This window comes from Rhodanobacter sp. OR87 (assembly GCF_000473345.1).
Classification (GTDB): domain Bacteria; phylum Pseudomonadota; class Gammaproteobacteria; order Xanthomonadales; family Rhodanobacteraceae; genus Rhodanobacter; species Rhodanobacter denitrificans.
Genome location: NZ_AXBJ01000004.1, coordinates 178,701 through 200,552, shown reverse-complemented (window position 1 = coordinate 200,552; position 21,852 = coordinate 178,701). Strand labels below are relative to the sequence as shown.

Here is a 21,852-nt window from a genome sequence, read left to right as displayed (position 1 = left end):
GGCATGGATCTGGTAAGCATCATCGGCACCATTCTGGCCTTCGTGGTCATCATCGTGGGCACCATCCTCAAGGGTTCCACCGTGGGCGCGCTGTGGAATCCCGCGGCGTTCGTGATCGTCTTCGCCGGCACGGCCGCCGCCCTGCTGGTGCAGAACCAGGGCAAGGTGCTCAAGCAAGCGTTCAAGATGCTCTCGATGGTCTACCGGCCGCCCCGGCACCAGCCGGGCGACCTGATCAGCCGCATCGTCGGCTGGAGCGAGATCTCGCGGCGGCAGGGCCTGCTCGGGCTGGAGCCGCAGATCGAGGCGGAGCCCGACCCGTTCGTCAGCAAGGGGCTGCAGCTCTTGGTCGACGGCGGCGAGCCGGAGGCGATCCGCAGCGTGCTGGAGGTGGACCTGGAAACGCGCGAGGCGATCGACCTGGCCGGCGCCAAGGTGTACGAAATGGCCGGCATCTACTCGCCCACGCTGGGCATCATCGGCGCGGTGATGGGCCTGATGGCGGTGATGCAGAACCTGGCCGACCCGAGCAAGCTCGGCCACGGTATCGCCGCCGCCTTCGTCGCCACCATCTACGGCGTGGCGCTGGCCAACCTGTTCATGCTGCCGATGGCAGCGCGGCTGAAGGGCCTGATCAGCAAGCAGACGCAGATGCGCGAGATCCTGATCGAGGGCCTGGTGTCGATCGCGCAGGGCGACAACCCGCGGCAGATCGAGGCGCGCCTGCAAGGTTACGTGGCATGAGAAGGCACAAGCACGAGGAACACGTCAATCACGAGGCCTGGGCGATTCCCTACGCCGACCTGATGACCTTGCTGCTGGCGTTCTTCGTGGTGATGTATGCGGTCTCGGTGGTCAACGAAGGCAAGTTCCGGGTCATGTCCGAGTCGCTGATCGAGGCGTTCAACGGTTCCAGCCACGCCATCGCGCCGCTGCCGCCGACACGGATCCGGCCGCACAACGTCGCGCCGGCGATCGCCGCGCCGGCCGGCCAGTCCGGTTCGTCGATCGTGCCGATCGCGGTGCCGATCCCGCCGCATCCGGTGCCCGCCAGCGGCGGCAGCGGGCGCGAAGCCGGCCACGCGTCGACGCAGCAGGCGACCCTGGGGCGCATCGAGGACCAGGTGCGCAAGGCGCTGCAGCCCCTGATCGACCGCAAGCTGGTGGTGGTGCGGCACAAGCCCGACTGGCTGGAAATCGAGATCCGCACCGACATCCTGTTCCCCAGCGGCGTGGCGCAACTGTCGGAGCCGGCCACGGCGGTGCTGCGCGACCTGGCGGCGATCCTGGCCCGCTTCGGCAACCCGCTGCGGGTGGAGGGTTTTACCGACGACAAGCCGATCAGCAACACGCTGTACCCGTCCAACTGGGAACTGTCGGCGGCGCGCGCGGCGCGCGTGGCGCGGCTGTTTTCCACCAACGGGATCGCCCCGGCGCGGCTGGGCATCATCGGCTGGGGCGAGACGCGCCCGATCGCCGACAACGCCACCGAGGAAGGCCGCAACCAGAACCGGCGGGTGCTGGTGGTGGTGATGAGCGACCACCCGACCGCGCCGCGCGACCACGCCACCCCGGAAAGCGTCGGCGGGATCGCCGGCCTGGCGGCGGCGCCGCCGCCGGCGGTCGATATACTGCCGACTGTGCGCGCCGTCGGCGGCGGCGCGTCCGGCCAGCCGTTGCCGGACAGCGACGCCGCGGTGTTGCCGCATGCCGCCGGCGCCGCGCGTCAGGCCGGTTCGAGCCAATGAATCCGATGCATGTCGTCACCGGCCATGGAGTAGTCGCATGAATGCCGCCGTCCCCGCGTCCGCGACACACACCCGCCACTGGCTGTCGTTCCGCATCGGCACGCAGCTGTATGCGGCGCCGCTGGACGATGTCAGCGAAGTCATCCGCGACGGCGACCTGACCCCGGTGCCGGGCGCCGCGCCGGACCTGCTCGGCGTGCGCCACCTGCGCGGGCGCATCGTGCCGGTGATGGACGGCCGCCGTCGGCTGGGCCTGGCGGAGGCGCCGGCGGCGAACCCGGTCATGGTGCGGGTGGTGATGTTGTCGCAGGCGGGCCAGCGCGTCGGCCTGCGCGTGGATGCGGTCGGCGAACTGCTGTGCAGCGACGGCATCGAAATCGCACCGCCGCCGCCGGGGCGCGCCAGCCGCGACGACGATCCGGTCAGCGGCGTGCTGGCCTGGCAGGGCGGGTTCGTGGCCCTGCTCGACGTGCGCCGGCTGTGCCGGGCCGAGGACGGGGGCGGCCATGTGGCTTGAACTTGGCGTGGGCGTCCTGCTGGCGCTGGCGCTGGTGCAGTCGCTGCTGCTGTTCCACGGCTGGCGCCAGCTGCGCGAACTGCAGCGGCGTGTCGGCGCGCTGTCGCGCGAGGCGGGCTATGCCTGTACCGACGTGCCGACCTCGATGCTGGTGACCGCGCTGGGGCGGCTGGAGCGTCAGCTCGGCCGGATCGAGCAGCAACCGCCGCCGCTGCGGCAATCCTACGAACTGGCCCAGCGGCTGGCGCGCGAAGGCGCCGACCTCGACCAACTGGTCAGTCGCTGCGGCCTGTCGCGCGACGAGGCGAGGCTGGTGCTGCAGATGCACCCGGCCAACTCCTGAAAGCGCTGCGTCGCCGGCCGGCGTGAGCCGCGCGGGTCATTCTTCCGCCGCGTCGTAGACGGCCGCCAGCACCGAGGCGGCGGCCGCGTAGAGCAGCACCGGCACGTCGTCGCGCAGGCGCAGCGAGGCCAGCAGGGCGGCGATCTGCGGATCGTGATGCAGCGGCAGGCCCAGCACCTGCGCGCGGGCCAGCAGCGTTTCCAGCGCCTCCGGCGGCATCGGCTTGATCTCGGCGTGGTTGCCGCCAGCCAGCCGCAGGCTGACCCGGCGCGGGGGCAGCGAGGCATTCATGCGGTGGCCTGCAGCAGCACGGCGCTGTGCCGGCCCGGCGGTTGCGGCAGGCCGACCTGGCAGCTCAGCTGGTCGAGCAGCACGCCGCAGGCGGCCAGCCGCTGGCGCAGCGGGCCGAACTGGCGCTCCATGCGTTGCGCGGTCTGTGCCCGCTCGGCCCACAGGCGCACCGTCAGCCGCGGCTCGCGCAGTTGCAGTTCGCCCTGCAGCGGGCCCAGTGCGGGCAGGTCCAGCGCGAAACCGAGCGTCCAGCCGTGACTGCCGTCGACGGGATCGGCGCTGAACTCCAGCTGCAGCTGCAGCACGTCGCGCCCGCCCTCGCCCTGCAGCGGAATCTCGATCATCCATGCCGGCAGCGGGCTCGTGCCGGCTTCCAGCTGGGCCACCTCGACCCGTGCCAGGGCTGCCTTGACGTCGCCGTGCAGGCGATCCAGCAGCGGGTCCACGCCATCGTCGGCCGGTACCAGCGGCAGCGGCACGCGCGGTTGCGCCTGCATGCCACGCTGCAGCATCGGTGGTGCGGCATCGCTGCGGTTGGCCGGCGCCGGCGCCGGCGCGCGCCGGTCGAGCAGCCCGGCCAGGCGCAGCAGCGCGCCCTTCCAGTCGTCCTCGGCCAGCGCCGCCAGGTTGCCGTGCGGGCTGGCCAGGCGGGATTCGAAGAACAGGCCGCTGCGGCTGACGGCCTCGCGCAGGCCTTCGCCGCGGGTGATTTCGGCGGGCGTGCGCAGCGATTGTTCGAGCAGGGCCAGCGCTGCGCGCAGGTCCGGCGGCAACTGGCGCAATACCGGCCGCTGCGCCAGCGTGCCCAGCGTGGCCAGCAGCGGTGCATAGCCGTTCTGCTGCGGCAGGCGTTCGCGCAGCACGCGCTGGAAGGTTGGATCGGCGGGAGGCGACAGTACCTCCAGTTGCGGCTGCGCACCCAGGCTCAGCACGCGGACCTGGAACTGCGCCGGCAACTGGCTGCCGGGCAGTTCCGTCTCCACCGCGAGCGCGCCGACCTGCAGCACCAGCAGCCCCTGCGGGTTCAGCCCCAGCGGCCGCGCCGACAGCACCGTGCCGATGCGCCAGCTTTGCGCGCTGGTGCCGGAAGCGGCACCGGCCCAGGTGAGGGCGGCCAGGCTGGTCGGTTGGATGATCAAGTCGGTTCCTGCACGCGGGCCGGTGGGGGCGATCGGGTTCGTCCAGCAGGACATCGGCCGCGCGCGGGGGAACTTGAGCCGCGTTCGATGCCGGGGCACGGCCGGCGATCCCTAAAGCGATCGTGGCGACGGCCGATAAGCAACTCGTCAGCGCCAACGAGCGCGCGTGGAGTGGCGGCATGGCCGGCAAACGGGCGGTGAAGCAGCAACAGGACGAGCGGCAGGCGGCGCCGGACGGTGCGGCCGCGGTGGTGCTTCCGGCTGACTGCCGCATCGCCGCCCAGGCCGCGCTGAAGACGCAGCTGCTGGGTGCGCTGGAGCATGGCGCCAGCGTGGTGCTGGATGCCAGCCAGGTGGAGCGTGTCGATACGGCGGCGCTGCAGCTGCTGGTGCTGTTGCGGCGTGAGCTGCAGGCACGCGGCGGCGCGCTGGACTGGCGCGGCGCGAGCGAGGCGTTCAACGAGGCGGCTGGCCTGCTCGGCCTGGCGCGGATTCTGGAACTGCCGGCCGCAGGGCCGGCCTGAACGAGGTGGCAGCATGGCAAAGATTCTTGCGGTAGACGATTCGGTCTCGATGCGCGGCATGGTGGCGTTCACCCTGCGCGGCGCCGGGCACGAGGTGGCCGAGGCCGAGAACGGGCAACTGGCGCTGGACGTGGCGCGCGGCAGCGCGTTCGACCTGGTGCTGGCCGACGTCAACATGCCGGTGATGGACGGCATCGCCATGGTGCGCGAGCTGCGCACGATGGACGCCTACAAGGGCGTGCCGATCCTGATGCTGACCACCGAGTCGCACACCGAGAAGAAGATGGAAGGCAAGGCGGCCGGCGCCACCGGCTGGCTGGTCAAGCCGTTCGACCCGGAGCAGCTGCTGGCCACCGTCAAGCGCGTGCTGGGCTGAAGGAAGATCCATGGGCGCCGTCGACCTGACTCAATTCCACAAGACCTTCTTCGAGGAAAGCCTGGAAGGGCTGGACGCGATGGAGACGGCGTTGCTGGCGCTGGATTCGGGTTCGACCGACCACGAGCTGGTACACACGATCTTCCGCGCGGCACATTCGATCAAGGGCGGCGCGGCGACCTTCGGTTTCGCCGACGTCGCCGCGTTCACCCACGTGGCCGAATCGCTGCTGGAGGAAGTGCGCAGCGAGCGCCGCGCGGTGGATGCGGAGCTGATCGACCTGCTGCTGCGCTCGGTCGACTGCCTGCGCGCCATGCTGGCGCGCTCGGGCAGCGACCAGCCGGCGGCCGACGCCGGCAGCGAGGCGCTGCGCGGCGAACTGGTGCGGCTGGTCAGCGGCGAGCTGGCGACGGCGCCCGCCGCGGCCGCGCCGAAGGCCGCATCGGCGAACGGCTGGGACATCCGTTTCGTCGCGCTGCCGCACCTGCTGCAGACCGGCAACGATCCGTTGCGGCTGTTCCGCGAGCTTGGGCAACTGGGCCGGCTGGAAGTGCGGCGGGCCTTCGTGCTCGACAGTGCGCCGGCGCGACTGGCCGAGCTCGATCCCGGCCATTGCCATCTCGGCTGGGAGCTGCGCCTGCACGGCGCGGTGGCGCGCGGCGACGTCGACGCCGTGTTCGACTGGCTCGACGGCGACTGCGAGCTGGCCATCGCGGCGCTGGCCGCGGAATCGTCGGCCGCGGCGGCACTGGCGGCGGTTGCCGCTCCCGCAGCAGCGCCCGCGCCCGCCGCGCCGCCGGCACGCGAAGCCACCACCGCCGGCGAAGGCAGTTCGATCCGCGTCGGCATCGACAAGGTCGATGCGCTGATCGACATGATGGGCGAGCTGGTGATCACCCAGTCGATGCTCAGCGACATCGGCGAGAACTTCCAGCCCTCGCAACTGGAGCGCCTGCGCGAAGGCCTGCTGCAGCTCGAACGCAACACCCGCGAGCTGCAGGAGAGCGTGATGCGCATCCGCATGCTGCCGATCGGCTCGGTGTTCAACCGCTTCCCGCGGCTGGTGCGCGACCTGGAGCGCAAGCTCGGCAAGCAGGTCCGGCTGGAGCTGCACGGCGAGCACACCGAGCTGGACAAGACGGTGCTGGAGAAGATCGGCGACCCGCTGGTGCACCTGGTGCGCAACGCGATCGACCACGGCCTGGAGTTGCCGGCGCAGCGCAAGGCCGCCGGCAAGCCGGAGACCGGCACGCTCAAGCTCAACGCCTATCACGAAGGCGGCAACATCGTGGTGCAGATCAGCGACGACGGCGCTGGGCTGAATCGCGCCGCCATCGTGGCCAAGGCGCAGCAGCGCGGGCTGCTCGGCGCCGGCCAGGAACCCAGCGACACCGAGGTGGCCGAGCTGATCTTCCAGCCGGGCTTCTCCACCGCCGCGCAGGCCACCGACCTGTCCGGCCGCGGTGTCGGCATGGACGTCGTGCGGCGCAACGTGCGCGACCTCGGTGGCAGCGTCGGCGTGAAGAGCGAGGCGGGCAAGGGCAGCGTGTTCACCATCGCGCTGCCGCTGACCCTGGCCATCATCGACGGGCTGGTGACCGCGGTGGGCCACGAGCGCTACATCGTGCCGCTGACCTCGATCGTCGAGTCGCAGCGACTCGGCGCCGAGGCGGTGCGGCGGATCGCCGGCGGCGGCGAGGTGTTCCAGTTCCGCGGCGAGTACCTGCCGCTGATGCGGCTGCACCGCGCCTTCGACTGCGCCGACGCGATCACCGAGGTCGAGCGCGGCATCGTGGTGGTGATCGAGGACGACAGCCGCCGCGTGGGCCTGCTGGTGGACGACCTGCTCGGCCAGCAGCAGGCGGTGATCAAGTCGTTGGAGAAGCACTACCAGCGGGTGCAGGGCGTGTCCGGCGCGACCATCCTCAGCGACGGCTCGGTCGCGCTGATCGTCGATGTGGGCGGCGTGGTGCGGCTGGGGCGGCGCAGCAAGGCCGCCTGAGACACGCAGTTGCCGTGGCCGCGGCCACGGCGTGAAGCAATGCGCGAACGGAGCGGGCGCTTCCGCTGGCGAAGGTTCCGGCGTCTTTGCGCGCCACCCCGCATGGCCGTCGTGGCTGGCGGGCTTCTTTTACGAGGTTGAGGTTTGCGACATGTTGTCCGGAATACGCGGGTTCTTTGATCGGCTCAGCCTGAATGCGCGGCTGGTCATGGTGGTGTCGGTGGTCGTGCTGGGGCTGTTCGGCCTGACCGTGATGAACGCGTTGCAGAGCCGCGCCAGCCAGATGGAAGGGCTCGAACGCCTGCTGCGCAGCGAGATCGAATCGGCGGTTTCGGTGGCCAGCAGCTTCCACCAGCGCGCGGCCAGGGGCGAGTTCGGCGAGGCCGAGGCGCAGAAGCGGGCCCTGGCGCAGATCCGCGACATGCAGTGGGACAAGGGCGCCGGCTACGTGTTCGCGTTCGATGACAACTACGTGCTGACCGAGCACCCGGTGATGCTGGACAAACTGGGTACCAGTGTGCGCGAGATGACCGACCAGAACGGCAAGCCGATCTTCCAGGCGATGCACGACATCGACATGAAGGACGGCCGCGGCGTGACCTACTACGACTGGCTCAAGCCCAGCACCCGCAAGGTGGTGGGCAAGCTCACCTACACCGAGCGCTTCCAGCCGTGGGGCATGCATTTCGGCGCCGGCGCCTATTTCGACGACATCGACGCGCAGTTCCGCCACACGCTGATGGTGAACCTGACCCGGGCCGGCCTGCTGGGCCTGCTGGTGATCGCCCTGGTGTGGGTGTCGCTGCGCAGCATCCGCCGCAGCATCGGCGGCGAGCCGGGTTTTGCGGTGGCCATGGCCACGCGCATCGCCAACGGCGATCTCGGCCGGGACGACGGCGGCAAGGCCTTCGCCGTGGGCAGTCTGCTGGCCGAGCTGGTGCGCATGCGCGACAAGCTGACCGGCATCGTGGGCGAAGTGCAGCACGGTTCGCAGGCGGTGAGCTGCGCGGCGCAGCAGATCGCCAAGGGCAACGACGACCTGAGCCAGCGCACGCAGGAACAGGCGTCGAGCCTGGAGGAAACCGCCGCCTCGATGGAGCAGATGACCTCCACCGTGAAGCAGAACGCGGAGAACGCCGGCTACGCCAACCAGCTCGCCAGCGGTGCGCGCGAGCAAGCCGAGCGCGGCGGCGAAGTGGCGGCGCAGGCGGTGGCAGCGATGAGCGAGATCAACGCCTCCAGCCGCAAGATCGCCGACATCGTGGGGCTGATCGACGAGATCGCGTTCCAGACCAGCCTGTTGTCGCTGAACGCGGCGGTGGAGGCGGCGCGCGCCGGCGAGCAGGGCCGTGGTTTCGCGGTGGTGGCCAGCGAGGTGCGCAGCCTGTCGCAGCGCAGTGCGGCGGCGGCGAAGGAGATCAAGGGCCTGATCAAGGAAAGCGTGGAACGGGTGCACGCCGGCAGCGTGCTGGTGGACCAGTCCGGCGCGGCGCTGGCAGGCATCGTGGACAGCGTGAAGAAGGTCACCGACATCGTGGCGGAGATCGCCGCGGCCAGCCAGGAACAGTCCGTCGGCATCGACCAGGTGAACCGCGCGGTGATGCAGATGGACGAGGTGACCCAGCAGAACGCGGCGCTGGTGGAAGAGGCGGCGGCGGCGGCGCGGGCGATGCAGGAGCAGGCCGACGAACTGCGGCGGCAGGTGGCGTTCTTCCGGCTGGACGGACACGCGGCCGTGCCGGCAGCCGCGCCTGCCGCACCCGCTGGGCCGAGCGCGCGCGTGCTGCCGATGCCGCCGCGAGCGGCGCGACCGGCGCGGCATGCCGGGCCGGTCGCCGCCGTCGCGGCGGCCGACGGCTGGAGCGAGTTCTGAGCGGTGGCTTCCGCGTCGTCGCGGTGACGTGGCGGCGCGGGCGGCGGGCTGCGGCGGCGTGCTCAAGTCCTCTCTGGCGGGGCCGATACAACATCGAGGCCGGGCGCCCGCAGGCGCCCATCACGAGGTAGACGATCCATGTACGAAGACAACGCGGCCACGGCCCCCACCGTCCAGCAGTTGACGTTCAACCTGGCGGGCGAGGAATACGGCGTGGACATCCTGTCGGTGCGCGAGATCCGCGGCTGGTCGCGGGTCACCCGCATCCCGCAGACCCCCGACTACGTGCTGGGCGTGCTGAACCTGCGCGGCGCGATCGTGCCGGTGATGGACCTGCGCCTGCGCTTCGGCCTGGCACGCGAAAGCTACGGCGACAGCACGGTGGTGATCATCGTGGCGGTCGCCGAGCGGTTGTTCGGCATCGTGGTGGATGCGGTGTCCGACGTGGTCGACATCGAGCCGGCGGCGATCAAGCCGGTGCCCGACATGGGCGCGATCGTCGACACGCGCTACCTGAAGGGCCTGGCCACCCACGTCGAGCGCATGGTGATGCTGCTGGACGTGGAGAAGCTGATGCGTCCGGAAGACGTTGAAACGCTGGACGCCGCGCTGACCGGCGTCCGGGATGTCGAAGTTGCCGCCTGATCCGATCCGGGAATCACGATGAACATCAAGAAATTCATGGCACGTTTCACCAAGTTGCCGACGCTGTCCGTCAAGGCGCGCCTGATCGGCGTGTTCGCGCTGCTCGGGCTGATGCTCGCGGCCGGCGCGGCGGTCGGCCTCGGCATGATGTCCTGGCAGAACGAGGGCATGCGGCGCAGCTACGAAGAGGCGATGGTGCCGGCCCAGCTGATCGGCAGCCTGCGCGTCAAGTCGCTGACCGACTTCATCGTGCTCGGCGAAGCGGCCGGGGCGATCGGCAAACCCGACCAGATGAAGCAGAAGGTCGCCGAGTCCGAGCGCCTGCAGAAGGAGATCGCCGAGGTCAACAAGCAGCTGTCGACGATGCCGATGAGCGCGGACATCGCCGCGAAGTACAAGGCCTACCGCGCCACCGATGCGGACTACCTGAGCGGTCTCAAGGACATCTACGACGCGCTGGCGCAAAACGACGAAGGCACCGGCGACCTGCTGGAAATGCAGGTGCGCCCTGAGCTGATGCTGCGCGTGGACACCATCAACAAGCTGATGCAGGCGCAGAGCGACGAGGTGAAGCAGATCTATCAGGCGCAGGTCAGCCGCTACAAGCTGGTGCGCAACCTGGTGCTGTTCGCGCTGATTGGCGGCCTGCTGTTCGCGCTGCTGGTGTCGACCCTGCTGGTGCGCTCGATCAGCGGCACGCTGACGCATCTGGTCAAGGTGGCGCATGCCATCGCCGAAGGCCGGCTGGGCCATGTCATCAAGGTCAAGCGGCAGGACGAGCTGGGCCGGTTGCTGGACGCCTTCCGCAGCATGGACGAGCGCCTCGGCGCGATCGTGGGCGAGGTGCGCCACGGCTCCGATGCGGTGTCGAGCGCGGCGCAGCAGATCGCGCGCGGCAACGACGACCTCAGCCAGCGCACGCAGGAGCAGGCTTCCAGCCTGGAAGAGACCGCCTCGTCGATGGAGCAGATGACCTCCACCGTGAAGCAGAACGCGGAGAACGCCAGCCACGCCAACCAGCTGGCCCGCGGCGCCCGCGAGCAGGCCGAGCGCGGCGGCGAGGTGGCCGGCAGGGCGATTGCCGCGATGGGCGAGATCGACGCCTCCAGCCGCAAGATCGGCGACATCGTGGGGCTGATCCAGGAGATCGCGTTCCAGACCAACCTGCTGGCGCTGAACGCCGCGGTGGAAGCGGCGCGCGCCGGCGAGCAGGGCCGTGGTTTCGCGGTGGTGGCCAGCGAGGTGCGCAGCCTGGCGCAGCGCAGCGCCGGCGCGGCGAAGGAGATCAAGGGCCTGATCGCCGAGAGCGAGGAGAAGGTGCGTTGCGGCTCGGAGCTGGTCAACCAGTCCGGCAAGGCGCTGGCCGAGATCGTCGAGAGCGTGAAGAAGGTCACCGACATTGTGGCCGAGATCGCCGCGGCCAGCCAGGAGCAGTCGGCCGGCATCGACCAGGTCAACAACGCCGTGATGCAGATGGACGAGATGACCCAGCAGAACGCCGCGCTGGTGGAAGAGGCTTCGGCCGCCGCCCGCGCCATGCAGGAGCAGGCCGGTGACCTGTCCAACCAGGTGGGCTTCTTCCGCCTGGCCGATGATGGCGCGGCGTCGCCGGCGGCACCGCCGGAGCGCGCGAAGGACGTGGCCCGCGCCACCGAGGCGGTGTTCGCCGCGGTACGCAAGGCGCCGCCGCGCGCCATTGCCGCCGAGACGGCGGATGCCGGCGTCTGGAAGGAGTTCTGAACGTGCGCGCCGCTGCCGGCATGGTTCAAGGCGATGCCGTGCCGGCCGACGGCGGCGGGGGGGCGCTCGGCGATGCCGAGTTCCGCTTCCTGCGCGACTTCGTCTATGAGCATTGCGGCATCGCGCTGGGCGAACACAAGCGCCAGCTGGTGCAGGGACGCCTGGCGCGGCGGCTGCGTGCGCTGGGCCTGCGCCACTTCGGCGCGTACTGCGAGCTGTTGCGGCACGACCCGCAGAGCGAGCTGGACAACCTCGCCAGCGTGATCAGCACCAACGTCACCTCCTTCTTCCGCGAACAGCACCATTACGACCTGCTGGTCGACGAACTGCTGCCGCAGTGGCTGCAGCAGAAGCGCCGCAGCGGCGACCGTCTAAGGATCTGGTCGGCCGGCTGTTCCACCGGCGAGGAGCCGTATGCGCTGGCGATGGTGCTGGCCGAGGCGCTGGAGCGGCACGGCGCGGCGGGCATCGACGCGAAGATCCTCGCCACCGACCTGTCGCCGCAGGCGCTGGAAACCGCGCGCAACGGCGTGTATCCGCTGGAACGGCTGGCCGGCATCAGCGACGAGCGCCGGTGCCGCTGGATGCTGCGCGGCGCCGGCGAGTACGAAGGCTTCGCCTGCGTGCATCCGCGCCTGCGCGAACTGGTGACCGTGCAGCCGTTGAACCTGCTGCACGAGTGGCCCATGCGCGGTCCGTTCGACGCGATCTTCTGCCGCAACGTGGTGATCTACTTCGACCAGCCGACCAAGCAACGCCTGTTCCGCCGCTACGCCGCGCTGCTGCCGGCCGGCGGCCACCTGTTCCTCGGCCACTCCGAGTCGCTGCACGGCATCAACGACGATTTCGAGCTGATCGGCCGCACCGTCTACCGGAAGCTCGGATGACGCCGGTAGTGACGGCCGAACGCCGTACCACCACGCTGCCCGAGGCCATGCCCGGCTTCGAGCACTTGCGCCGGTTCTGGGACCCGGCCCAGGGCCGCATGGTGGTGAGGGTGCTGCCGGGCGAGTTCTACGTGAGCGGCAGCGACGAGCTGGTCAGCACCGTGCTCGGTTCGTGCGTGTCGGCCTGCATCCACGATGCGGAGCGCGGCGTCGGCGGCATGAACCACTTCATGCTGCCCGAGCCGATGGGCGAGCGCGACAGCTGGTCGTCGGCCATCGGGCGCGCCGCGCGCTACGGCAGCGATGCGATGGAGCAGCTGATCAACGCGATCCTGAAGGCGGGCGGCCAGCGCGCGAACCTGCGCGTCAAGGTGTTCGGCGGCGGCCGCGTGCTGGCCCAGTTGAGCGACGTGGGCCAACGCAACATCGACTTCGTGCATCGCTACATCGAGGCCGAGCGGCTGCAGTTGGCGGCCGAGGACCTGGGCGACGTCTACCCGCGCCAGGTGCAGTTCTTCCCGCACAGCGGGCGGGTCCGCGTGCGCCAGCTGCGCCGCAGCGACGACGTGGCGCTGGTGGCCGACGAGCGCGGCTACCTCAAGCGTTTGGCAAACGATCCGATAAAGGGTGAGGTCGAGCTGTTCTAGCGTCGCGGTTCCGGCGTGGCAATCGATCGGGCCACCGTCGCGGGCGACGGGGCCGTGGCTGCATGGCAAGGTGAGCAATGGATAGAGTGCGTGTTCTGGTAGTCGACGATTCCGCATTGGTGCGCAAGCTGATGTCGACCATGCTTGCCTGCGATCCGGACATCGAGGTCGTCGGCACGGCGGCGGATCCGCTGATCGCCCGCGACAAGATCAAGCAGCTCAACCCCGACGTGCTGACCCTGGACGTCGAGATGCCGCGCATGGACGGGCTGACCTTCCTGGAAAACCTGATGCGGCTGCGGCCGATGCCGGTGGTGATGGTGTCGTCGCTGACCACGCAGGGTGCCGAGGTGACGCTGCGCGCGCTGGAACTGGGTGCGGTGGATTTCCTGGCCAAGCCGAGCAGCGACCTGGCCAGCAGTTTTGGCGAGCACGCGCTGGAGATCTGCGCCAAGGTCAAGCAGGCGGCGCAGGCCAGGCCGCGCGCGCGCACCACGGTGCGCAAGCTGGACGTGGCGCCACGGCTGTCGGCGGACGCGGTGCTGCCGCGCGCGCAGACTGCGGGCACGCGCGGCGGCAGCCCGATCATCGCGATCGGCGCTTCCACCGGCGGCACCGAGGCGGTGCGCGTGGTGCTCGAGGCGATGCCGCCGGACGCGCCGCCGATCCTGGTGACCCAGCACATTCCGGCCGCCTTCAGCGGCCCGTTCGCCGCGCGCATGGACCGCTGCTCGGCGATGCGCGTGTGCGAGGCGCAGGACGGCCAGCCGATCCAGTCGGGCCATGCCTACATCGCGCCAGGCAGCCACCACCTCTTGGTGATGTGGGACGGCGCGAAGTACGTCTGCCGGCTGCACGACGGCCCGCCGGTGAACCGGCACCGCCCCAGCGTCGACGTGCTGTTCCGCTCGCTGGCGGCCAGCGCCGGCGCCGCCACCATCGCCACGCTGCTCACCGGCATGGGCGACGACGGCGCGCGCGGCCTGCTGGAACTGCGCCAGGCCGGCGCCGCCACGCTGGTGCAGGACGAGCCCAGCTCGGTGGTGTGGGGCATGCCCGGTGCCGCCTGGAAGCTCGACGCCGCGGGCGAAATGCAGTCGATCGAACACATGGCGGCGCGCCTGCTGGCGCTGGCCCGCCACCCCCATACCGGCGCCGGCGGCGCCTGACTCGCGGATACCGGATCATGCCATTCACTCCCGCTCTCTTGCTCCAACGCCAAGCCGCCGGCTGGATCGCCAGCGCCGTCGCCCTGCTGCTGGCGCTGGCCTGGCACCCGGCCTGGCTGGCGCCGTTGCTGGTGGCGGCACTGACCGCGGCGTGGGCGCTGTCGGCACGGCCCGCCGCGCCGCTGGCCGTGCAGGCCGCCGCCGGCGCCCGCGCCGAACCGGTGCGCGAGGCGCTGGAAGACGTGCGCGGCGCGCTGGTCGACGAGCTCGGCCACGCCACCCGCGAGCTGCACCAGGGCCTGGACCTGCTGCGCGATGCGGTGTCCGAGCTGGGCGGCGGTTTCGACGGGCTGTCCAGCAAGACCGCGCTGCAGCAGTCGCTGCTCAAGCAGATCATCGAGGTGCAGGACGGCGGCGTCAGCGTGCAGGATTTCGCCGCCCGCACCGGCGACCTGCTGGAGCACTTCGTCGGCATGATCGTGCAGATGTCGCGCGAGAGCCTGCGCATCGTCTACCGCATCGACGGCATGGCGAAGGAGATGGACGCGGTGTTTGGCCTGCTCAGGAACGTCAACACCATCGCCGAGGAAACCAACCTGCTGGCGCTGAACGCGGCGATCGAGGCGGCGCGCGCCGGCGAATCCGGCCGCGGCTTCGCGGTGGTGGCCGGCGAGATCCGCAACCTGGCCAGCAACTCCAACCAGCTCAACGAGCAGATCGGCGGCCATGTCGAGCGCGCGCGCTCGGCGATGGAACAGCTGCGCGGGCTGATCGGCGCGATGGCCTCGCAGGACCTCAACGTGGCGCTGTCGGCCAAGGGCGGCATCGACGCGATGACCGCCCACGTCACCGAGAGCGACGCGCGCACCAGCGCGGTGGCCGACCAGGCGGTGGAGATCAATCGCGGCCTCGGCAGCGACGTCTCCACCACCATCCGCTCGCTGCAGTTCGAGGACATCCTGAGCCAGCTGATCAGCCAGACCCGCACCCGGCTGACCGAGCTGCAGGAAGTCACCACCGAATGCACCCGCGACATCGAGGAACTGGCATGCGCCCCGCTGGAGGCCGACGCGCTGGAGGAACGTGCCCAGCGCGTGCGCAGCCGGCTGGCGATCCAGCGCGAGAAGGCGCGCCTGCGCTCGCGCGGCCCGGCGTTGCAGAACACGATGGACGCCGGCGAAATCGAACTCTTCTGAGGATGGCCCCATGATCGTCCACCACGACAGCGAACTCGATTGCCTGACCCTGCAGTTGGGCGAGCGTTTCGACTTCAGCATCCACCGCGATTTCCACGACGCCTGCCTGGGCAGCGGCAAGCCCGCGCGCAGCTACGTGATCGACCTGGGCGAGGTCACCGGGATGGACAGTTCGGCGCTCGGCATGCTGCTGCTGCTGCGCGAGCACGCCGGCGCCGACCGCGCCGACATCCGCATCGTCAATGCCTCCGGCGAGCTGCGCGGCACCTTGCGCGTGGCCGGCTTCGACAAGCTGTTCGTGTTGCACTGACCGCCTGCCTGCCTGTCTGCCGGCGCGACGTGCACGCGGCGGCGCCGGATACGACGAAGGCTCCTTGCGGAGCCTTCGTCGCTTCACGCTGCCGGCTGCCTCACCAGGTGCGCACGTCGACCACGCTGACCGTGTAGCTGTCCATCTCCGCCTGGTAGTGGAACATGCGGCCCAGGTCGAACTTCACCACGTCGCCGGGGGGGATGTTGGCGGTGCCGGCCGGCCAGCCCTGCTTGCTCTGCAGCACCTTGCCGGCGGCGTCCTTGACCTCGATGCGGACCTGCGCGGCCGAGGCCGCGGCGCAGTTGTTGACCAGCTCGCCGCGCAGGCTGAGCCGCGACGCCGCGACGCCGGGCTTGAAATCCTTGATCGCGAAATCGCCAGGCGCGCAGGCAGCCTGGGCGGCCAGCGGAGCGAGCAGCAACACGGCGGAAACAACGAGAGCCTTCATGGGGAAACTCCATCGAACAGTGGGGGGACCGCAATGCGGGGGACGGGACCTCCCTCTATCGACGCCAGCGCGAGGAACTTTAGCGGCGGGTGGCCGGCTCTCTGCGGCCACGCGCCGGGCGCGGCCGGCTAAAGAATTCCGCCGGCATGCCGATGATTTTCCATGCCCGCATCGAAGGCATGCCTCGGGATGGCCCAAACCTCATGAAGACGCTGATCATTTCCGCCGTACTGCTGTTCGCCCCGCTGGCCGCCCAGGCCGACTGCAATCCGAAGGACTTCGCCATCAAGGATTTCAAGCCCGCGGTCAACAACACGGGAACGGTCACCCGCATGAGCCTGCGCGGCGAGCTGGTCAACAACTGCGCCGCGGCCTCGGCCGCGCAGATCCGCATCGACATCAAGGACGATGCCGGTTCCGTCATCCAGAGCAAGCAGGCGTGGCCGGCCGGCACGGCCAACATCGCCCCCGGCGACGTGGTGAAGTTCGACCTGGGCCGTCTGTTCCGCTACCAGTCCGGCATGAGCAGCTACACGGTCAGCGTGGTCGACGTGCGCACCTGGTGAGCGGCCCGCTGCCGCGGCGCGGCAAGGCTGCGCCCGGAACCCCGCCGCCGCTCAGCCGTCGGCGTGTTCGATGAACCACAGCCCGGCGAACAGCTTCGGGTCGATCGAATAGCCCTCGGCGGCGCGCGCGAACAGCCAGGCGCCGGCCTCACGGCGCGGCACCTCGTGCACCACGATGTTCTCGGTCTCGTCGCCGCCGCCGGGGCCGACCTTCTCCAGCTCCCGGGCGCGCACGAAGGTGATCATCTCGGTGCTCATGCCCGAGGACGATGGGCCGCAATGGACGAAATCCACCCGCCGGCAGCGCCAGCCGGTTTCCTCCTCCAGCTCGCGCTGCGCGGCCAGTTGCGCGCTCTCGTCGGCCTGGCCGGCCAGGTCGCCGACCAGGCCGGCCGGCATCTCGATGGTGTTCTGCAGGATCGACACGCGGTACTGCTCGACGAACAGCACCTTGTCCGCCGGCGTCACCGCCAGGATGATCACCGCGCCGCCGGGGTTGTTGCGCTCGGCGTATTCCCAGCGGCCGCGCTTGCGCAGGCTGAGCCAGCGGCCTTCGTACAGGGTTTCCACCGGTGCGGCGGCGTCGGCGGGGATGCGGCTGGGATCGTTCATCGGTGGTCGCGTGCGGGGCGGGTATCGGACGGCATCTTGAACGGTTCGCGCGGCAGCGACAACCGCCCGCCGCCCGCTACAGCCACCTCGCGCGCTTCAGCCCGAGGTAGATGCCACCCACCACGCAGGCCATCACCACGATGATCGCGGGGTACGCCCAGGGCTGGCCGAGCTCGGGCATGTGCGCGAAGTTCATGCCGTACCAGCTGGTCAGCAGGGTCGGCGCGGCGAGCATCGCGGCCCAGCCGGCGAGTTTCTTCATCACCTCGTTCTGGCGCAGGCTGACCAGCGACAGGTTGACGTTGATCGCGGCGGTGAGCATCTCGCGCATCGCGCCGATCGCCTCGTTGACGCGGAAGGCGTGGTCGTAGACGTCGCGGAAGTACGCGTGCAGCACCTCGGGGACCAGGTGCGGGTGCAGCCGGATCAGCTGGTTGATGATGTCCTGCAGCGGCGCCACCGCCAGGCGCAGCGTCATCAGGTCGCGCTGCATGTCGTACAGCCGGCGCACCGTGCTGCTCTTGAACGTCTCGCCGAAGATGTCGTGTTCGAGCTGGTGCACCTCTTCGCGGAAGTCGCGCACGATCGGCAGCAGGTTGTCGACGATGAAGTCGAGCACGCCGTACAGCCCGTAACTGGGCCCGTTCGCCAGCAATTCCGGCGCGTGCTCGCAGGTGCGCCGCGCCGGCGCGTAGGACTGCGAGGCGCCGTGGCGCACGGTGACCAGGTAGCGCGGGCCGAAGAAGATGTGCGTCTCGCCGAACGCCAGTTCGCCGTCGACCAGCTGCGCGGTCTGCACCACCAGGAACAGCGAGTCGCCGTAGGTTTCCAGCTTGGTGCGCTGGTGCGCGGCGTGCGCGTCCTCGATCGCCAGGTCGTGCAGGCCGAATTCGTCCTGGATCTTCTCCAGCAGCGTCTCGTCCGGCTCGTACAGGCCGACCCAGACGAAGGTGTCCGGCTCGGCCAGCACGTCGCTGATCGCATCGATGGTGACCTCGCCGATGCGGCTGCCGTCCCTGCGGTAGGCGATGCAGTTGACCACCATCGGCGGGCTGCTGCTCGGCGGTGCGCTCGGCGGCGTGATCGGATTCATGCGCGCATCATGCCCCGCGCCGGTGGACGGGGCAATTGCATCACTGGCGGCGACGCAGGCTCCAGACCAGCGCCAGCCAGCACGGCAGGGCGAACAGCAGCCACGGCTGGTTCTGCTGCACGGTGCCGGGCAGCAGGTGCAGCAGCACGGCGGCCATGCAGGCCAGCAGCTGCAGCGCGATCACGCCATCGATGAAGCGCGAGGCGGCGAGGCCGCGGCGCGCGCGCCACAGCGTCGGCAGCAGCGCGAACGCCAGCGGGTTGAACAGCAGGAGATTCGCGTTGGCCCACGCCGAGTGGTGGGTGGTCAGCGTCCACAGCGCCAGCAGCAGCAGGCCGGTCACGCCGGCCGCGAGCAGGTACAGCGTGCCGAGCAGGGCGTAGCCGGCAGGCCAGCGGCGGCGGGCGAGTACGATCAGCGCGGCCAGCAGCAGGCCAGCCAGGGCCAGCGGCAGGCGCAGGTCGGGCGCGGTCGGTGGCGGCGCCTGCAGCCGGTTCGGCGAGACCAACTGTTCGTCCAGCACCAGCACCAGCGGCCGCCGGCCGCCATGGCCGTCGTCGAGGCGCACTTCGCGCAGCTGCGCCTGCAGCACGTCGGGCAGGAAGCTTTCCTGCCAGGCGTCCAGCGGCTGGTCGGCATACGGCCCCAGGCCCAGGTCGAGCAGCAGCATCAGCCACGGCTGCGCGCTCATCAGCCGCACCGTCTGCTGGCGGTAGGTCATGTCGCCGGCATGCGCCTTCAGTTGCGTCGCCAGCATGCCGCCGAGCGCCTTGTCCAGCGCATCGCGCACGCGGGTGGTGCAGTTGTCGACGTAGTAGTCGTAGGCGTAGCCGGCGTTTTCCGGGCGCAGGTTCCACAGCAGGAAGTCGCGCAGCGCGGTGGCCTGTTCGGCCGTCAGCGCCAGCCGCTGGCGGGTGATCGAACGGCCGGCCTCGACGTAGTAGCGTTCGTCGGCATCACTGGGGGCGGCATCCATCAGGTAGTGCATGCGGCCACGGGCGAAGTTCAGCAGGAAGTTCTTCTCGCTGAAATCGAACACGCCGTAGTTGAAGTTGACCGCCTCGCCCGAGACCGTGTCGCGCAGCTCGATCGCATCGTGGCCGAAGCGCTCCCAGTAGGTTTCGCCGGGGCCGTAGGTGATCAGCGAGACCTCGAGGTTGGCACCGGGCGCGTTGGCGACGCCGGCATGGGCTGGCGAAAGCGCGGCCAGGACCAGCAGTGCGAGCAGCAGGAGCTTGCGGCGGATCAGGTGCATGCGGTGCATCGGCAGGGGCGCGCCTACTGCTTGACCACGCGGAACGCCTGCACGCGGCGGTCGTCGGCCTCGGTGACGTGGAACAGGTAATCGCCGATGGCGACTTCCTCGCCGACTTCGGGCAGGTGGCCGAACCCGGCGGTGACCATGCCGCCGACGGTGTCGTATTCCTCGTCAGGGAAGTCGGCGCCGGTCTGTTCGTTGAAGTCCTCGATCGGGGTCAATGCGCTGACCAGCCAGTCGCCGCCGGGCTGCTCGTGCATCAGCTCGGGCTCCACCTCGTCGTCGTGCTCGTCGTCGATCTCGCCGACGATCTGCTCGAGCACGTCCTCGATGGTGACCAGGCCGGCGACGCCGCCGTACTCGTTGACCACCAGCGCCATGTGGTTGCGGCTGAGCCGGAATTCCTCCAGCAGCACGTTCAGCCGCATCGACTCGGGGATCAGCACCGCCGGGCGCAGGATCGCGCGGATGTCGAAATGCTCGGCGGCGCCGAAGTACTTCAGCAGGTCCTTGGCCAGCAGGATGCCGAGGATCTCGTCCTTGTCCTCGCCGTGCACCGGGAAGCGCGAGTGGCCGGATTCGACCACGGCGGCGAGGATGTCGGGCAGCGGCGAGTCGGCCGCCAGCATCACGATCTGCGCGCGCGGGACCATTACGTCGTCCACGCTCAGTTCGGTAACCTTGATCGCACCCTCGACCATGGTGAGGGTGTTCACGGACAGCAGTCCGTTGGTCTGGGCAGAGCGCAGTTCCTCGATCAGTTCGTCGCGGTTGCGCGGTTCGCCGGAAAACATGTGGCCCAGTCGATCCCACCAGGTTCGGTGGGCCGGGCCGCTGGTACTGCCAGGGTCGTCGCTCATTACTCGTTGGGAGTCTGCCCGAAACCGGGCGGAAGGCCGATTCTAGCGGAAAAAAAGTGACGGTTCAGGCACAGGCGCCGCAGGTGCCTCCGCTTCGCCCGCCGCCCGCCCGGTGGCTCAGGCGTACGGGTCGGCGAAGCCCAGGCCAGCCAGGATGCGGGTTTCCAGCGCTTCCATGGCTTCGGCCTCGGCGTCTTCGATATGGTCGTGGCCGAGCAGGTGCAGTACGCCGTGGACGGTCAGGTGGGCCCAGTGGTCGCGTAGCGCCTTGCCCTGTTCGGCGGCCTCACGCAGCACCACCGGGGCGCAGATCGCCAGGTCGCCGATCAGCGGCAGCGCCACCCCGGGCGGCAGTTCGACGGGGAACGACAGCACGTTGGTGGCGTAGTCCTTGCCGCGATAGTCGCGGTTGAGCGCGCGGCCTTCGTCGGCGTCGACGATGCGGATCGCCAGCTCGGTGCCCTTGCGCCGCTTCGCCCCGCGCAGCGCCGCCTCGACCCAGCGGCGGAAGCTGGCCGGCGCGGGCAGGCCGGCACGCGGCACCGCATAGCCCACGGCGAGCGTCAGCGGGGCGCTCATGCGCCGTCCTCGTCCTTCTGCTCGAACGCCTCGTAGGCGCGCACGATCTTCGCCACCAGCGGGTGGCGCACCACGTCGCGCGAGGTGAAGAAGGTGAAGCTGATGCCGCCCACCCCGCGCAGCACCTCGATCGCCTGGCGCAGGCCCGAGCGCGTGTTGCGCGGCAGGTCGACCTGGGTGACGTCGCCGGTGATCACCGCCACCGTGCCGAAGCCGATGCGGGTGAGGAACATCTTCATCTGCTCGACCGTGGTGTTCTGCGCCTCGTCGAGAATCACGTAGGAATCGTTGAGGGTGCGCCCGCGCATGTACGCCAGCGGCGCGATCTCGATCACGTTGCGCTCGATCAGCTTGGCCACCTTCTCGAAGCCGAGCATCTCGTACAGCGCGTCGTACAGCGGGCGCAGGTAGGGGTCGACCTTCTGGCTGAGGTCGCCGGGCAGGAAGCCCAGCTTCTCGCCGGCCTCGACCGCGGGGCGCACCAGGATCAACCGCTGCACGCGGTTCGCTTCCAGCGCCTCGACCGCGCTGGCCACCGCCAGGTAGGTCTTGCCGGTGCCGGCCGGGCCTACGCCGAAGTTGATGTCGTGGCTGGCGATCGCGTGCAGGTAGCGCGCCTGGTTCGGGCCGCGGCCCTTGATCACGCCGCGCTTGACCTTGATCACCACTTCCTGGGCGCCCTCGGCGGCTGCCTCGGTGATTGCGTCGATGCCGGATTCGGCCAGCTGCAGGTTGATCTTCGCGCCGGTCAGGGCTTCGTCGACGGTGGCGGCGTACAGCGTGCGCAGCACTTTCTCGGTGGCCTTGGCGGGAGCGTCCTCGCCGATCACCTGGAAGATGCTGCCGCGGTGGTTGATTTCCACGCCGAGGCGCAGCTCGATCTGGCGCAGGTGTTCGTCGAACGGCCCGCACAGGTTGGCGAGGCGGGCGTTGTCTTCGGGGTCGAGGGTGAAGTCGCGCTGGTTGAGTTCGCTCATAGGGGCGCGAGAGTAGCGCGCCGCTGCGGGAAGAGCCATGACGACAGTC

25 protein-coding genes are annotated in these 21,852 nt (G+C 69.9%); 16 read left to right on the top strand and 9 right to left on the bottom strand.

Features of this window, described 5'->3' with window-relative positions; genetic code table 11:
* Positions 1 to 3: 3 nt before the first annotated feature.
* Genes RHOOR87_RS0105580 through RHOOR87_RS0105565 form a run of 4 tightly spaced genes read left to right on the top strand, consistent with a single transcriptional unit; the run spans position 4 to position 2,608 of the window.
* Complete coding sequence (locus RHOOR87_RS0105580; protein ID WP_007506948.1) at positions 4 to 744, top strand: flagellar motor protein; 741 nt, start codon at positions 4 to 6, stop codon at positions 742 to 744.
* Positions 741 to 1,748, top strand: coding sequence for a flagellar motor protein MotD (gene motD / locus RHOOR87_RS0105575; RefSeq protein WP_027484457.1), 1,008 nt, complete (start codon positions 741 to 743; stop codon positions 1,746 to 1,748). The genes RHOOR87_RS0105580 and motD overlap by 4 nt, the downstream gene beginning before the upstream one ends.
* Positions 1,749 to 1,785: 37 nt before the next feature.
* A complete protein-coding gene (locus RHOOR87_RS0105570) occupies positions 1,786 to 2,265 on the top strand; it encodes a chemotaxis protein CheW (RefSeq protein WP_015448491.1) in 480 nt (159 codons plus the stop codon).
* Entirely contained in the window at positions 2,255 to 2,608 is a 354-nt protein-coding gene (locus RHOOR87_RS0105565; RefSeq protein ID WP_015448490.1) for a DUF2802 domain-containing protein, read from the top strand. The genes RHOOR87_RS0105570 and RHOOR87_RS0105565 overlap by 11 nt, the downstream gene beginning before the upstream one ends.
* A gap of 36 nt (positions 2,609 to 2,644) precedes the next feature.
* Here RHOOR87_RS0105565 and RHOOR87_RS0105560 read toward each other — a convergent pair whose 3' ends face one another.
* Together RHOOR87_RS0105560 and RHOOR87_RS0105555 are read right to left on the bottom strand one after the other, a co-directional pair.
* A complete protein-coding gene (locus RHOOR87_RS0105560; protein ID WP_007506934.1) occupies positions 2,645 to 2,899 on the bottom strand; it encodes a hypothetical protein in 255 nt (84 codons plus the stop codon).
* Positions 2,896 to 4,038, bottom strand: a complete 1,143-nt coding sequence (locus RHOOR87_RS0105555; protein WP_007506929.1) for a flagellar hook-length control protein FliK — start codon at positions 4,036 to 4,038, stop codon at positions 2,896 to 2,898. The genes RHOOR87_RS0105560 and RHOOR87_RS0105555 overlap by 4 nt, the downstream gene beginning before the upstream one ends.
* Before the next feature lie 122 nt (positions 4,039 to 4,160).
* Between RHOOR87_RS0105555 and RHOOR87_RS0105550 the strand changes: the two genes are divergently transcribed.
* The 11 genes from RHOOR87_RS0105550 to RHOOR87_RS0105500 all read left to right on the top strand — a co-directional run bounded on the left by RHOOR87_RS0105550 (position 4,161) and on the right by RHOOR87_RS0105500 (position 15,407).
* Positions 4,161 to 4,562, top strand: coding sequence for an STAS domain-containing protein (locus RHOOR87_RS0105550; RefSeq protein WP_231378403.1), 402 nt, complete (start codon positions 4,161 to 4,163; stop codon positions 4,560 to 4,562).
* A gap of 13 nt (positions 4,563 to 4,575) precedes the next feature.
* Positions 4,576 to 4,938 (top strand): response regulator, encoded by a 363-nt coding sequence (locus RHOOR87_RS0105545; protein ID WP_015448487.1) that lies wholly within the window; start codon positions 4,576 to 4,578, stop codon positions 4,936 to 4,938.
* 10 nt (positions 4,939 to 4,948) lie between these two features.
* The gene (locus RHOOR87_RS0105540) at positions 4,949 to 6,940 is read left to right on the top strand and encodes a chemotaxis protein CheA (protein ID WP_015448486.1); all 1,992 of its coding nucleotides are present in this window, start codon (positions 4,949 to 4,951) and stop codon (positions 6,938 to 6,940) included.
* A 151-nt stretch (positions 6,941 to 7,091) separates the two neighbouring features.
* Positions 7,092 to 8,813: a methyl-accepting chemotaxis protein gene (locus RHOOR87_RS0105535; protein WP_015448485.1), complete on the top strand. Its 1,722-nt coding sequence runs from the start codon at positions 7,092 to 7,094 to the stop codon at positions 8,811 to 8,813.
* A 138-nt stretch (positions 8,814 to 8,951) separates the two neighbouring features.
* Positions 8,952 to 9,458, top strand: coding sequence for a chemotaxis protein CheW (locus RHOOR87_RS0105530; protein ID WP_015448484.1), 507 nt, complete (start codon positions 8,952 to 8,954; stop codon positions 9,456 to 9,458).
* Positions 9,459 to 9,476: 18 nt separating this feature from the next.
* Positions 9,477 to 11,198, top strand: a complete 1,722-nt coding sequence (locus tag RHOOR87_RS0105525; RefSeq protein WP_027484456.1) for a methyl-accepting chemotaxis protein — start codon at positions 9,477 to 9,479, stop codon at positions 11,196 to 11,198.
* A 2-nt stretch (positions 11,199 to 11,200) separates the two neighbouring features.
* Positions 11,201 to 12,085: a protein-glutamate O-methyltransferase gene (locus tag RHOOR87_RS0105520; RefSeq protein WP_027484455.1), complete on the top strand. Its 885-nt coding sequence runs from the start codon at positions 11,201 to 11,203 to the stop codon at positions 12,083 to 12,085.
* Positions 12,082 to 12,732 (top strand): chemoreceptor glutamine deamidase CheD, encoded by a 651-nt coding sequence (gene cheD, locus RHOOR87_RS0105515; protein ID WP_015448481.1) that lies wholly within the window; start codon positions 12,082 to 12,084, stop codon positions 12,730 to 12,732. The genes RHOOR87_RS0105520 and cheD overlap by 4 nt, the downstream gene beginning before the upstream one ends.
* 77 nt (positions 12,733 to 12,809) lie before the next feature.
* Positions 12,810 to 13,901, top strand: a complete 1,092-nt coding sequence (locus RHOOR87_RS0105510) for a chemotaxis response regulator protein-glutamate methylesterase (RefSeq protein ID WP_015448480.1) — start codon at positions 12,810 to 12,812, stop codon at positions 13,899 to 13,901.
* Between the two features lie 17 nt (positions 13,902 to 13,918).
* On the top strand, positions 13,919 to 15,097 hold the full coding sequence (locus RHOOR87_RS0105505) for a methyl-accepting chemotaxis protein (RefSeq protein WP_015448479.1): 1,179 nt from the start codon (positions 13,919 to 13,921) through the stop codon (positions 15,095 to 15,097).
* Between the two features lie 10 nt (positions 15,098 to 15,107).
* Positions 15,108 to 15,407, top strand: a complete 300-nt coding sequence (locus tag RHOOR87_RS0105500; protein WP_007507420.1) for an STAS domain-containing protein — start codon at positions 15,108 to 15,110, stop codon at positions 15,405 to 15,407.
* Positions 15,408 to 15,507: 100 nt separating this feature from the next.
* Here RHOOR87_RS0105500 and RHOOR87_RS0105495 read toward each other — a convergent pair whose 3' ends face one another.
* On the bottom strand, positions 15,508 to 15,858 hold the full coding sequence (locus RHOOR87_RS0105495) for a hypothetical protein (RefSeq protein ID WP_027484453.1): 351 nt from the start codon (positions 15,856 to 15,858) through the stop codon (positions 15,508 to 15,510).
* A gap of 203 nt (positions 15,859 to 16,061) precedes the next feature.
* Here RHOOR87_RS0105495 and RHOOR87_RS0105490 point away from each other — a divergent pair, with 203 nt between their 5' ends.
* Positions 16,062 to 16,424 carry a hypothetical protein gene (locus RHOOR87_RS0105490; RefSeq protein ID WP_027484452.1) on the top strand — a complete coding sequence of 121 codons (363 nt, stop codon included), beginning with the start codon at positions 16,062 to 16,064 and terminating at the stop codon, positions 16,422 to 16,424.
* 51 nt (positions 16,425 to 16,475) lie between these two features.
* Here RHOOR87_RS0105490 and RHOOR87_RS0105485 read toward each other — a convergent pair whose 3' ends face one another.
* The 6 genes from RHOOR87_RS0105485 to RHOOR87_RS0105460 form a co-directional block, all read right to left on the bottom strand.
* Complete coding sequence (locus tag RHOOR87_RS0105485; RefSeq protein ID WP_007507427.1) at positions 16,476 to 17,036, bottom strand: NUDIX hydrolase; 561 nt, start codon at positions 17,034 to 17,036, stop codon at positions 16,476 to 16,478.
* A 76-nt stretch (positions 17,037 to 17,112) separates the two neighbouring features.
* Complete coding sequence (locus tag RHOOR87_RS0105480) at positions 17,113 to 18,129, bottom strand: magnesium and cobalt transport protein CorA (protein WP_027484451.1); 1,017 nt, start codon at positions 18,127 to 18,129, stop codon at positions 17,113 to 17,115.
* A 40-nt stretch (positions 18,130 to 18,169) separates the two neighbouring features.
* Positions 18,170 to 19,393 carry a DUF4105 domain-containing protein gene (locus RHOOR87_RS0105475; RefSeq protein ID WP_027484450.1) on the bottom strand — a complete coding sequence of 408 codons (1,224 nt, stop codon included), beginning with the start codon at positions 19,391 to 19,393 and terminating at the stop codon, positions 18,170 to 18,172.
* Between the two features lie 14 nt (positions 19,394 to 19,407).
* The gene (locus RHOOR87_RS0105470) at positions 19,408 to 20,247 is read right to left on the bottom strand and encodes a transporter associated domain-containing protein (RefSeq protein ID WP_027484449.1); all 840 of its coding nucleotides are present in this window, start codon (positions 20,245 to 20,247) and stop codon (positions 19,408 to 19,410) included.
* 117 nt (positions 20,248 to 20,364) lie between these two features.
* Positions 20,365 to 20,826, bottom strand: a complete 462-nt coding sequence (ybeY, locus tag RHOOR87_RS0105465) for an rRNA maturation RNase YbeY (RefSeq protein ID WP_007507436.1) — start codon at positions 20,824 to 20,826, stop codon at positions 20,365 to 20,367.
* On the bottom strand, positions 20,823 to 21,803 hold the full coding sequence (locus RHOOR87_RS0105460) for a PhoH family protein (RefSeq protein WP_007507438.1): 981 nt from the start codon (positions 21,801 to 21,803) through the stop codon (positions 20,823 to 20,825). The genes ybeY and RHOOR87_RS0105460 overlap by 4 nt, the downstream gene beginning before the upstream one ends.
* Between the last annotated feature and the right edge of the window lie 49 nt (positions 21,804 to 21,852).